This is a genomic window from Halomonas sp. E19, from assembly GCF_052439355.1.
In the GTDB taxonomy this organism is placed as follows: Bacteria; Pseudomonadota; Gammaproteobacteria; order Pseudomonadales; family Halomonadaceae; genus Halomonas.
Map to the genome: position 1 here is coordinate 1340483 of NZ_JBNFWU010000001.1, position 11655 is coordinate 1352137.

The 11655-nt window shown below is 65.4% G+C and carries 12 protein-coding genes and 2 pseudogenes; 6 read left to right on the plus strand and 8 right to left on the minus strand.

Translation table 11 applies throughout. The features are described from left to right. The first annotated feature begins 22 nt into the window (after positions 1–22). The 6 genes and pseudogenes from ACUDAL_RS07190 to ACUDAL_RS07215 all read left to right on the plus strand — a co-directional run bounded on the left by ACUDAL_RS07190 (position 23) and on the right by ACUDAL_RS07215 (position 6044). Positions 23–493 (plus strand): biotin/lipoyl-containing protein, encoded by a 471-nt coding sequence (locus ACUDAL_RS07190; protein WP_444677653.1) that lies wholly within the window; start codon positions 23–25, stop codon positions 491–493. Then, positions 391–1655 (plus strand): annotated as a pseudogene (locus ACUDAL_RS07195) (2-oxo acid dehydrogenase subunit E2). The gene ACUDAL_RS07190 and the pseudogene ACUDAL_RS07195 overlap by 103 nt, the downstream one beginning before the upstream one ends. Before the next feature lie 57 nt (positions 1656–1712). Beyond that, a pseudogene (locus ACUDAL_RS07200) lies at positions 1713–3558 on the plus strand (protein kinase domain-containing protein). Positions 3559–3626: 68 nt separating this feature from the next. Continuing rightward, entirely contained in the window at positions 3627–4382 is a 756-nt protein-coding gene (locus ACUDAL_RS07205) for a 5-oxoprolinase subunit PxpA (protein WP_444677654.1), read from the plus strand. A gap of 11 nt (positions 4383–4393) precedes the next feature. Further along, positions 4394–5104 carry a 5-oxoprolinase subunit PxpB gene (gene pxpB / locus ACUDAL_RS07210; protein ID WP_444677655.1) on the plus strand — a complete coding sequence of 237 codons (711 nt, stop codon included), beginning with the start codon at positions 4394–4396 and terminating at the stop codon, positions 5102–5104. A gap of 124 nt (positions 5105–5228) precedes the next feature. Next, positions 5229–6044, plus strand: a complete 816-nt coding sequence (locus ACUDAL_RS07215) for a biotin-dependent carboxyltransferase family protein (protein ID WP_444677656.1) — start codon at positions 5229–5231, stop codon at positions 6042–6044. 32 nt (positions 6045–6076) lie between these two features. On the opposite strand, the gene ACUDAL_RS07220 is transcribed toward ACUDAL_RS07215, so the two are convergent. From ACUDAL_RS07220 to ACUDAL_RS07255, 8 genes are all read right to left on the minus strand, one after another. Next, a complete protein-coding gene (locus tag ACUDAL_RS07220) occupies positions 6077–6298 on the minus strand; it encodes a hypothetical protein (RefSeq protein ID WP_444677657.1) in 222 nt (73 codons plus the stop codon). Between the two features lie 124 nt (positions 6299–6422). After that, entirely contained in the window at positions 6423–7109 is a 687-nt protein-coding gene (gene csiR, locus ACUDAL_RS07225) for a DNA-binding transcriptional regulator CsiR (protein WP_444677658.1), read from the minus strand. Positions 7110–7219: 110 nt separating this feature from the next. Continuing rightward, positions 7220–7858 (minus strand): ABC-type transport auxiliary lipoprotein family protein, encoded by a 639-nt coding sequence (locus ACUDAL_RS07230; protein ID WP_444677659.1) that lies wholly within the window; start codon positions 7856–7858, stop codon positions 7220–7222. After that, positions 7855–8793 (minus strand): MlaD family protein, encoded by a 939-nt coding sequence (locus ACUDAL_RS07235; protein WP_444677660.1) that lies wholly within the window; start codon positions 8791–8793, stop codon positions 7855–7857. Before ACUDAL_RS07235 ends, ACUDAL_RS07230 begins: the two co-directional genes overlap by 4 nt. Continuing rightward, positions 8793–9584 (minus strand): ABC transporter ATP-binding protein, encoded by a 792-nt coding sequence (locus ACUDAL_RS07240; RefSeq protein WP_444677661.1) that lies wholly within the window; start codon positions 9582–9584, stop codon positions 8793–8795. The genes ACUDAL_RS07235 and ACUDAL_RS07240 overlap by 1 nt, the downstream gene beginning before the upstream one ends. Continuing rightward, on the minus strand, positions 9581–10366 hold the full coding sequence (locus ACUDAL_RS07245; protein WP_444677662.1) for an MlaE family ABC transporter permease: 786 nt from the start codon (positions 10364–10366) through the stop codon (positions 9581–9583). Before ACUDAL_RS07245 ends, ACUDAL_RS07240 begins: the two co-directional genes overlap by 4 nt. Then, positions 10294–10701 (minus strand): hypothetical protein, encoded by a 408-nt coding sequence (locus ACUDAL_RS07250; RefSeq protein WP_444677663.1) that lies wholly within the window; start codon positions 10699–10701, stop codon positions 10294–10296. Before ACUDAL_RS07250 ends, ACUDAL_RS07245 begins: the two co-directional genes overlap by 73 nt. A gap of 108 nt (positions 10702–10809) precedes the next feature. Next, positions 10810–11625 (minus strand): IclR family transcriptional regulator, encoded by an 816-nt coding sequence (locus ACUDAL_RS07255; RefSeq protein ID WP_444677664.1) that lies wholly within the window; start codon positions 11623–11625, stop codon positions 10810–10812. Positions 11626–11655: the final 30 nt, after the last annotated feature.

Genomic DNA, 11655 nt, shown 5'->3' on the forward strand with positions numbered 1-11655 from the left:
GATATCAGGACAGGAGAGAACGATGAGCGATTTCAAGCTGCCCGATATCGGCGAAGGTATCGTGGAGTGTGAGGTGGTCGAGTGGCGTGTGAGCGAAGGCGAGGAGATCGCTGAGGACCAGCCGGTGGTCGAGGTAATGACCGACAAGGCGCTGGTCGAGATCACCGCCCCCGAGGCGGGCCGTGTCACCCGGCTTTATGTGGCGAAAGGCGATATCGCCAAGGTGCACGCCCCGCTGTTTGCCTACGAGGCAGTGGGGGAGGAGCCTGCGACGCCAGACGCACCGCCGCGCCCCCGGGTGGAAGAGGAAGCCGTCAGCCCTGCCGCCGAGGCCCGCCTGCCGCCCAGGCGTCAACGGCCCCCGCGTCATCCGCCAAGACAAAGGATTTCATTCTGCCCGATATCGGCGAAGGCATCGTCGAGTGTGAAGTCGTCGAGTGGCGTGTTGCCGAAGGGGAGGCCATCGCCGAAGACCAGCCGCTGGTCGACGTGATGACCGACAAGGCGCTGGTCGAGATCACCGCGCCGGAAGCCGGCGTGGTGAGCAAGCTGCATGTGGCCAAGGGCGAGATTGCCAAGGTGCATGCGCCGCTGTTTGCCTATGTGCCGGACCTGGCCGGCGAAAGCGAACCCGCCCCGGCGAGCTCGGGGTCGGTGGCCAGCGCTGAAAGTTCCGCCAGTATTGCTCCCTGCGCCGCCGTTGGAGGCGAGGGCGGCGGACGGGGGGCCTACGGGCGCACTCCCGCAAGCCCGGCGGTGCGGCGCCTGGTGCGCGAGCACGGCCTGAGTCTGGACGCCGTGGCCGGCTCGGGCAAGGATGGCCGCGTGCTCAAGGAGGACGTGCTGCGACATCTCGAGCACGGGGAGGCGAGCCCCACTCAGGAGGCGGCGACGTCCACGTCCGCAGCATCGCCGGCCAAGCCGGCCCCGGTGCCTCAGGCCGCGGAGGGCGAGGTGCGGGTCGAGCCGATTCGCGGTGTACGTGCGGTGATGGCCAGGCGCATGGTCGAGTCGGCCACTACTATCCCGCACTTCCAGTACGGCGAGGAGATCGACGTCACCGAACTGCTGGCCTTGCGCGAGCGCTTGAAGCCGCTGGCCGAGGCGCAGCAGGTGCGCCTTACCCTGATGCCCTTCTTCATGAAGGCGCTGGCCCTGGCGGTGCGCGAAGAGCCGATTCTCAATGCCCGTTTGAATGCCGAGGTCACCGAGATCCACTATCTGCCCTCAGTGAACGTCGGCATGGCAGTGGACAGCCAGAGCGGGCTGATCGTGCCCAACGTCAAGCACGTGGAGCGGCGTAGCGTGCTGGAGGTGGCACGCGAGATCCAGCGCCTCACCGGCGCCGCCCGCGAAGGTCGGGTGGCCCAGGAGGATCTCAAGGGGGCACCATCAGCATCTCCAATATCGGCGCCTTCGGCGGCACCTACGCGGCGCCCATCATCAACGCCCCTGAGCTGGCCATTGTCGCCATCGGCAAGAGCCAGTGGCTGCCGCGCTTCGATGCGCAAGGCGAGCTGGCCAAGCGGGCGATCATGACCGTGACCTGGGCCGGTGACCACCGGGTCATCGATGGCGGTACCATTGCGCGCTTCTGCAACGCCTGGAAGGGCTACCTGGAAGCGCCGGAAACCATGCTGCTTCATCTCGGCTGATCGCCGCCGCCCGAGCCCAATGGCTCGGGCGTCTTCTCTCCTGTGGGGATGCCCGCCATGTCCCAGGCACAGCTACAGCAGTTCTACATTCCGGAAGAGCAGTCGATCTACCTGCTCAGTCATGACGATGCGCGTAAGCTCAAGGCGTGGGTGGCGCTGTGCCAGGCTCAGCTCGAACAGCTGGGGTACCGCGAGATCGCGCTGATCGGCAAGGGCGCCTATGGCTTCGTGTTCGCCGGCATCGCGCCCCATGGCGAGGAGTACGTTTTCAAGTTTACCCGGGTCAACCTGCCCCAGCAGCTGCAGGATCGCCTCGAGGAGGAGGCGTTCATGCTGGAGCAGGTCGTGCACCCCCGCGTGCCTCGGCTGGTGGCCTTCCAACGCGTGCGCAACCAGTCGATCCTGGTCATGCAACGGGCGCCGGGGCTCAATCTCGAAGAGGTCTCGCTACGGCAAGGGCGGCTTTCGCCGCGCCTGGTGGTGCGAATCGCCGATCAGCTTGCCGATATCCTGCGCAGCCTGCGGCGCGAAGCCGGGCCTTCGGGGCGGCCTATCGTGCATGGCGATATCAAGCCGTCGAACCTGGTGTTCGATGCGGAGCGGGAAACCATTGCCTTGATCGACTGGGGCTCCTCCGTCTTTGCCCAGCTCGACGCCAACCAGCAGTTCGTGGCGTCCAACGTCATGGAGCTGATGTCCGACAACCTGCAGCAGACCAATGCACGCCTCGGCGACGTCTATTTCATCGGCGACGAACAGCTCAACGGGGCGCTCTCGTCGCCGCGGTTTGACGAGCAGGGCACGGCCGGCACGCTCTACGCCCTGGCGTCGGCACAGTCATGCCGTTTCGGGCAGCGGGCTATTCCGGCCACTTCCCTGGGCCTGCCCATGGAGTTTGCGCGAATGCTCGACGGCATGCTCGATGACGACCCCGCATTCGCCGCCGGGCCGGGGATCACTTCATCAGCGAGATGCCGAGGCTGGCCCGGGTGGTGATGATCGACTTGCCGGAGCCGGCCGAGGTACCGCTGGTGCCGACCTGGGTAAGGCCGTCGACGCGGGAGATCGACACGGTGGTCTACAGCTCGCGTAAGGCTTTCCTGCGTGAGGAGGAGGGCATGAGACCCTCAACGACATCAACGATGTGCAGCTCGATCGCTACTACAAGAACTTCATGCAGGGCATGGGCGAAACCGAGAAGGCCTTCCTGGCGGCGGTGAGCCGTCTCGGCAGGTACCCGGTGGTGGGTGGGCTGGCGGTGCGCTGGGAGGCCGATGGCGTCTACATCGACACCTCGCTCAACCTGCATGACCCCGGGCTGCGGCCGGCGTTCGTCGCCGCCGTCAATAACATGGTCAACCTGGCCCGGGCGATCTATCGACAAGGCATCTTCAAGAGCTGCCTGTTCAATGCCCGCGATACCTTGCACCTGGACCGGGAAGGCCCGGCTCATCCCTTCGCCATTACGCCCGGCATGCGGCTGCGCTACGAAGTGAGTGCCGTGCCGGAGCTTGAGGACAGCAGCCGACTGCATAGCTACTTCGAGGATGGGCCCGATCCTGAGGAGTTCCTGGTGCTGCCCGAGCCAATCATCACCTCGCTCGAGGCGCTCAACGAGATTCACCATACCGGGATGATCATCTTCGAGGCGCTGCCCCAGCATCTCAAGATCCACAGCTATTATCGCCTGCTCGACCCCGCCCGCGAGGCCGAGTTTCGCGCCCGGCTCGAGGATATTCTCGATGCGGTCGGACTCATCGAGGGCCTCGGGGTGTCCGGCTTCATGAAGATGCCCTACAAGGACACACGCTTCTTCACCCATGTCGAGCGCCAGCCCGAGCGCTACTATCCGCGAAACCCCCGCGAGTGGGCAGAGCCGTCGGCGCCCGAGCGCACTCGGTAAGGTTTGTGCCCCGGTGGCTTCGCGTCGAAACGCTGGTAAATTCTTCCTTTTGCCTAGGCGAGGGAACCATGACGACGCTGCTGCTCAACGCTGACATGGGAGAAAGCTTCGGCCCCTGGGTCATGGGACGCGACTCCGAGGTGATGCCTCACGTGGACCTTGCCAATGTGGCCTGCGGTTTCCATGCCTCCGATCCCGATGTCATCCGCAAGACGGTGCGCCTGGCCCGCCAGCACGGCGTATGCGTAGGTGCGCACCCCGCCTATCCCGACCTGGTTGGTTTCGGGCGTCGTTCTCTGGCCTGCTCGGCGGCCGAAATCGAGAACATGGTGCTGTACCAGTTGGGTGCTCTGACGGCGCTGTGCCGGGCCGAGGGTATCGAGGTCAGCTACGTGAAGCCGCATGGGGCGCTTTACAACGATATGGCGCGTGACCCCGAGATCATGACGGCGGTGATGCGTGCCATCCTGGCCTATGACCCCGGGCTGCCACTGATGACCATGGCAACCCGCGATACCTCGGCGGTGAGCGCCCTGGCGCGAGAACAAGGCGTGACCCTCTGGTTCGAGGCCTTTGCTGACCGCGCCTATGACGGCGACGGGCGTCTCATTGCCCGCCGCGAGCCAGGGGCGGTACACCATGATCCCGAGGTCATCGTCGACCAGGCGCGGCGTATCGCTACCGGTCGGCCGCTTGTTGCCAGCGATGGCAGTGACCTTGTGCTAATCGCGGACACGCTCTGTGTGCATGGGGACAACCCGGAGTCCATTGCCGCCGTAAAGGCCATTCGCCAGGCACTGGATGCGCTTGGGGACGATTCGTGAGCGGCAGGAGAGTGAAATTGCCGCGGCTGGAGTCGGCCGGGCTGGATGGCTGGATGGTGCGACTGTTCGAGCGCATCGACGAGCAGAATCTGCCCTGGATCACGGCGCTGATGCGGCGCAGCGAGGCGGCCTTCGGCGCCGCTCTGGTAGACTTGGTGCCTTCCTACACCACGCTGCTGGTGGTCTTCGACCCCCTCAACCTGACCCCACTGGAGGCGCGTCACCGCCTGCAGGCACTGCTCCACGAACTGGTGCCGGATGGTGCCACGGCGTCGGGAGACGTGCATGAGCTGCCCACCTGGTATGACCCAAGCGTCGGGCCAGACCTGGAGCGGGTAGCCGGGCATACCGGCATGAGCGTCGAGAAAGTGATCGAACGTCATGCCGGTACCGACTATCGCGTCTTCGCCCTCGGCTTTGCTCCCGGTTTTGCCTTTATGGGCCTGCTGGATGCCTGCCTGGAGATGCCGCGCCTGGCTACCCCGCGAAAGTGGGTGCCGGTGAACAGCGTGGCGATTGCCGGCCGCCAGACGGCGGCCTATCCCGCCGTGACGCCGGGAGGATGGAACCTGCTGGGCCGCACCTCGGTGCGCCTGTTCGATCGCGACCGCGACGGTTTCAGCCTGCTCAAGGTGGGCGACAGGGTGCGCTTCGTGCCGGTTGACCGCCACACCTTCGAGGCCCGTGGAGGCGATACCACCCCAACGGAGGCTCGTCGATGAATGAGTATACCGTTATCGGTTTTCGCGTCGAACAAGCAGGACCCCTGGCGTTGCTTCAGGATGCCGGTCGTTTCGGCGTGCGTCGCCTTGGCGTGACCCAAGGAGGGCCGGCAGATCTCCATGCTTGGAGCTGGGCCAACCGACTCGCCGGCAATGCCTGGGGGCTGCGGCGCTCGAGATTACGTTCGGCGGGCTCACCCTTGTGGCCGAGCGTGACCTTGTGTTGGCCGTGGCCGGGGCTGACCTGGGGGCCAGCCTCGATGGCCAGCCGTTGCCCATCTGGCAGCGCTTCCCTTGCGGGAAAGGCCAGCGGCTGAGCTTCGCTTCGCCGGTCAATGGTCTGCGCGCTTATCTGGCGGTGGCGGGAGGCTTCCACGCTAATGCAGTGCTAGGCAGCGTCGCCTGCGTAGTACGTGAGGGGCTCGGCGGTTTCGACGGCCGCGGCAGCAAGCTGGCACAGGGCGATCGACTGACGGTGATGCCTGCCGCTCCCGCCGGGGGCGGCTTGCGTCAGGCCCCGGCGGAGGCGCGGATCGATTATCGAGTGCCTGCAGCCCTGTCCCTGCTGCCCGGCGCCCAGATCGGCGAATTCACCGGCCGAAGTCTTTTCCGGGCCTTCAATGCGACATGGCGGGTGGACGATCGTGCCGATCGCATGGGGGTCAGGCTCACGGGACCGAAACTTGAATTCCGTGGTGATTCGCTGATCTCCGAAGGAATCGGTCTTGGCGCAGTGCAGGTCCCGCCGGATGGCCAGCCCATCGCACTGCTCAATGACCGCCAGACGATAGGTGGCTACCCCAGGCTCGGTGCGCTGACACCGTTGGCAGCGTCACGCCTGGCCCAGTGCCTGCCGGGCCAGGCGATACGTCTGGCGCCAGACACTCCGGAACGGGCTCTCGCGGCCTACCGTCGTTTCCGAGCTGTCTTTGGCGCATGATGACAAGCCAGGGGGCGTTTGCAAAAGCCGGTTCAGGCGCCCAAGCCGCTTTCGCGCAGCAGCTGGTCGATGGTCGGGCCATTTACCGGGTCGAGGCGGGCATCGGCGCCCTCCATCAGCAGCTCGGCTTCCAGCTCTGCCAGGCCGCGACCCAGGCAGCGCTCGATCAGCTCCGCCTTGCTGAGATCGGTTCCTTGAAGAAGGCGTTCCAGCCGGTCTTCGACTTCACGTGAAAAACGCAGGATGTGTGGCATAACGCCCTCCTTCGGGCCGGCAACGATAGGGCTGCGCTTGGCCGGTTGTCTCTACAAAATAAAACGTGAGTTTCATCTTGTCACGGCCACAGTATGGCCGAGTGTAGTGACAGGAAGGTGACGGTCAGGCCAGGCCGCGTCGTGTCATCACCTCGGTGATGATCGGTACCGGTGTCATCAGGTGCTCGCGCATCATCTCTCCGGCCTGCTCGGCACGACGGGCGAGAATCACCTCGACCAGCGCGGCATGCTCCTGGCGCTTGCGCTCGAGGGCGTCTTCGGAGAAGACCGTTTCGCGCAGCCAGAGGTGGCGATAGCGTTCGACCTGATCGAACAGGCTTTCGCGGACCTGAAGCAGGTGAGGAGAGCCACAGCCGCTGGCGATGGCAGTATGAAAGGCCTTGTGGCGGGTGTCCCAGACATCGAGCAGCTCGTCCGGTGTATTGACCTCCATAACTTTGGAGAGGGTATGAGCCGTGGCCAGAATCTCCGCTTCCCAGGCGTCGTCGCCACGCTCGATCGCAAGCGTGAGTATCAGCCCTTCGAGCTGGGCTCGGGCGTCATAGATGTCCTTCAGCTCGGCCAGGGACATCGGGGCGACTCGATAGCCCCGCTGGCTGATGGCAATTACCAGCCGCTCTGCCACCAGCTGAGACAGGGCTTCGCGAAGCGGGCCGATTCCCAGGCGATAGCGATCCTTGAGCCGGCTCATGAGCAGTTTTTCTCCCGGCTGGAAGATGCCGCGGATGATGTCATGCTTGAGCCAGCTATAGGCGCTGATGCCCAGGTTCTGTCGGGGCGAACTATCCATGGCGTACATCCTTGCTTTTAGCCGCATCATAACCAATTGCTGCCGATAACGGTAACCGCAAGACATTATGATGAATTGTCTATATTCGACGGCCTGAGCCGAGGGTGGGTTCAACGGGCCGCCGTATCGCCCCGGTCAGCCTGTTCCACCACCCAGGCCACGAGTTCGAGGGTGAGTTGGTCCGCCGCTGCGCCGAAGGCCGTGACGACATCGGGCAGGGCTTCGCTCTGCGCGTGGTGGCGCTGCTCGAAGCGTCGGCTGGCCAGCAGCTGCTGGGAGCGGGCATCGATCAGGCGGGCGTCCAGGCGGATCACCGCCTGCGGGGCACGGCCAGCGTGGTACTCGCTCTGGAAGGCGCGCAGGTCGCTGGCAAGCTCGAAGTCGGCGACCAGCGCGGCACCATCATGGACGAGACGCGAGAGGCGGCCATCGGCCTGGAAGGCATCCAGCATGCGATTGCGCAGCAGGCGGGGCATGTCGTCGGCCCAGCGTGCGCCTTCGTAGACCTGAGGCTGGTGCGGAGTGGGCACGACCACGATGCGAGCACTGTCGAGCAGGCCGCTGGCTTGTGGCGTGTCGATCCGCAGAGTGCGCGTGTCCTGCCGGGCAGCGTTGGCGTGTGCTGGCGGAACGGTGCCATCGGGCAAGGTGTAGAGTGCCAGCGGGGTGCGCTGCGGCACCAGGGTGCAGCCGGCAGCGCCGAGCATCAGGAACAGCAGACCCAGCAGGGGTAGCCGCAGCGGGGTCATGGGGTGAACTCCTCTATCTGGTCGCGTCCGAGCAGGAAATCGGTCGGGTTGTCCTCCAGCCTGCGCACCAGGCGATTCAAGGATGACAGGGTGTTGCGCAGTTCGAGCGTGGCGGGGCCGAGTCCCTGCACCCCACGAATGCCGCTTTCCAACGCACCCTGGTTGTCCTGCATGAGCTGTTCAATCTGCTGGGCCGCCCGGGCCAGACTGCCGGTGAGCTGGCCGGCTTCACGCAGCATGCTCTCCGTGGGGCCCTGCAATAGCCCACCTGTGCGCTCCGCCAGGCTGCGCAGCTCCGCCAGCACGCGCGCCGCTTCCTGGGTGACCTCCACCATGCGTTCTGCTACCTGACTCGGCGCATCGCCGATGGCGGCCAGTTGAGCCGTGGTGCGCTCCAGGTTGGCAAGGATCTGCTCCACGCTGTCGATATTGTCCTGCGACAGCAGCGCCTCGAGGCGTGACAGCACGCTGTTGACGTTGCCGAGCAGTTCTTCGCTGTCGCTGAGCAGCGCACCCAGCGGCGACGGATCGGCCACGATCTGTGGCGGTGCCTCGCCGCGATTAATCAGCAGTGGGCTCTCCGGTGTGCCGCCGTGCAGTTGGATCGACATGCTGCCGGTGATATTGGCCAGCGCAAGGCGCGCCCGCGTGTCCTGACGAATAGGCACGTGGCTCTGCACGCGAATCAGCGCTCGCACGTTGCGAGGATCGACCGGATCGAGTCTCAGGTTAACGACGTCGCCGACCCGGACCCCGCTGTATTCCACGGCGTTGCCCTCGGACAGGCCGCTGACCCCTCGATTGAACAGCACCTCGTAATGGGTGTAGTCGCGGTCGCCAGCGGTGTGGTTCAGCCACAGCGCAAACAGCAGGCCGCCTGCTATGGCCAGTACGGTGAACAGGCCAATGACGACATGGTGGGCTCGGGTTTCCATCACCCCTCCTTTGCAGCGTGGGCCGCGTGGCGGGCGGCGCGGCCTCGCGGGCCATGAAAATAGTCGCGGACCCACGGATCGTCGGTCGCTTCCACGACGTCCAGGCGGTCGGCGACCAGGATCCGGCGGTGAGCGATGACCGCGACGCGATCGCAGGCTGTATAGAGCGTATCGAGATCGTGGGTCACCAGAAAGACGCTGAAGCCGAGGGCGTCGCGTAGCGTCATCAGCAGTGTATCGAAGGCGGCGGCGCCGATGGGGTCCAGGCCGGCAGTGGGTTCGTCGAGAAACAGCACCTCCGGGTCGAGGGCCAGCGCACGAGCCAGGGCAGCACGCTTGACCATGCCGCCCGACAGCGCATCCGGCATCAGCTGGGCTGCCTGGGAAGGCAAGCCGGCCAGGGCCAGCTTGAGTCGCGCCAGATGTTCGGCGTCCGCCCGGGCCATTCCCAGGTGTTCGATCAGCGGCAGGGCGACGTTTTCCTGCAGGTTGAGCGAGCTGAAGAGCGCGCCACGCTGGAACAGCACACCGAAGCGGCGTTCGATTCGTGCTCGCCGGTCGGGCGCCAGCCGCTGCAGGTCCTCGCCGAGCACGTGAATCGACCCGCCGTCCGGCCGCTTGAGCCCGACGATGCTACGGAGCAGAACCGACTTTCCGGTGCCGGAACCGCCCACGACGCCGAGAATCTCGCCGCGACGGATATCCAGGTCGAGGCCGTTATGCACCACATGGCTGCCGAAGCGGTTGGTGAGGTCGCGTACTTCGACCACCGTATCGGACGCTTGACTCACCAGCCCATCTCCATGAAGAACATGGCGGCAAGTGCGTCGAGCAGGATTACCATGAAGATGGATTGCACCACGCTGGAGGTGGTGTGCTCACCGACAGACTGGGCGCTGGCCTTGGCCTTGAAGCCTTCCAGGCAGCCGATGACTGCGATGATGAAGGCGAATACCGGCGCCTTACCGATCCCCAGCAGGAAATGGCGCAGCGGTATCTCGCGCTGCAGGATGGCCAGGAACTGCGTGGTAGAGATATCCAGCGCCAGGGCACAGACCAGCGCCCCGCCCAGCATGCCGCTGAGCATGCCCACCAGGGTGAGGATCGGCAGGCTGATCATCATCGCCAGCACTCGGGGCAGCACCAGCAGCTCCATGGGGCTCAGGCCCTGGGCGCGCAGGGCATCGAGCTCTTCGTTGGCCTTCATGGCGCCGATCTGGGCGGTGAAGGCGCTGGCGGTTCGCCCGGCCAGCAGAATGGCTGCGAGTAAGACGCCGAACTCACGCAGGAAGGAGTAGGTGACCAGGTTGACGGTATAGATGGTGGCGCCGAAATCGCGCAGCACCGTGGCGCCGAGAAACGCCACCACGGCGCCGACCAGGAAGGTGAGCAGCGCCACGATGGGAATGGCGTTGAGCCCGGTCTGCTGGATATGAGCGACGAGGGCGGTGATGCGCCAGCGCCAGGGGCGCGGCAGGTTGGCCAGCAGGCTGGTCAGGGTCAGCCCGATGAAGCCGGCGAGCTGAAGCTGCTGGCGGCCCAGTGCCTCGACGCGCCGGCCCAGCTCGGCCAATGCACCGAGTATCGGCAGCGCCCGTGGTTCGGTAGGCGGCGGCGACGCCTCCGCGCCTTGGCCACTGCCTTGAGCATGCTGCGGCGTTCCGGTGGCAGCGCCGGTGCCCAGCGGTCTATCTCCTGCACCCGGTCGGCGCCCAGCAGATCGACCAGCACAGAGGCGCCGGAGGTATCCAGGGCACCGAGGCGATCAAGCGCAATCTCTTCGGCGGCCCTGGCCTTGGCGGCAACGGCGCTCAGCCTGGCGTAGTGCGGCAGCGTCCAGTCACCCTCGGCGCTGAACCGATCGGCCTCCTGCACCAGCATGCCGGGACGAGAAGCAGTGTCGGGCATGAAGTCGACTCAATTCTCCTGGCGTTCAGTTGCAAGGTGTCGTCACCTCACGGTTTTTTGCACTATATCCTGATCGCCGGGCGGGTGACAGGGGCGGCTTGGCAGCCGTCAGGGTGCGTTGCCGTGCTGCAGTTCCGCCAGGATGCGCCTTGCCACTTCCTTGAGTCGCGGCCCCAGGTTGTCGACCATGATCGAATGGCCGAGACGGTGGGCGGCACCGCCGCAGTTGATCGCCATTACCTCGGCGCCATCCTCGAGGATCAGCGGCGTAGCCACGGCGCTGATTTGCGACTGCCAGTCGCCCTCCGAGAGACAGAAGCCATAGCGAGCATAATCCTCCTGACTTCTCCGAATCCCTTTTTCCAGCCCCGGCCAGTCCGCGCCATGCGCCTTGGCCAGTTCCTCCATCACCGCCTCGCGGCGCGCTTCGGAGAGCCCGCACAGCCAGGCGCGGCCGATCGCCGTGGTCGCCATCGGCAGGCGCGAGCCAATGTCGAGACGCACGATCAGTGGGCCGCTGCCATGGCAGCTTTCGATATACACCATGTCGTGCTTGTCCGGCTCCCCGAGGCTGACATTGCAATCGGTGGCTTCGGCGAACTGCTGCATGAAAGGGCGAGCGATGTCGCGAATGCCCTGGCTGGCCAGGAAGCGGTAGCCCAGGGCCAGGATGCCGGGGCCAAGGCGATACTTCTCCAACCGGGTGTTATGCCGAAGATAGCCGAGCTGGGTCAGGGTGTAGGTCAGCCGCGACACCGTCGGGCGCGGAATCCCGGTGCGGCTGGAAAGCTCGGCATTGCCAAGATACTCCTCGCCGGCACCGAAGGCGCGCAGCAGTTCCAGGCCGCGGGCCAGAGCGGTGACGAAGTTGCGGTCCTTGGTCGGCAATGTGCCGTCATCTTCCAGCGGGGCAGGTGTGTTCATTGTGGTTCCCTGTCGCGAGGTCGTTGGGCG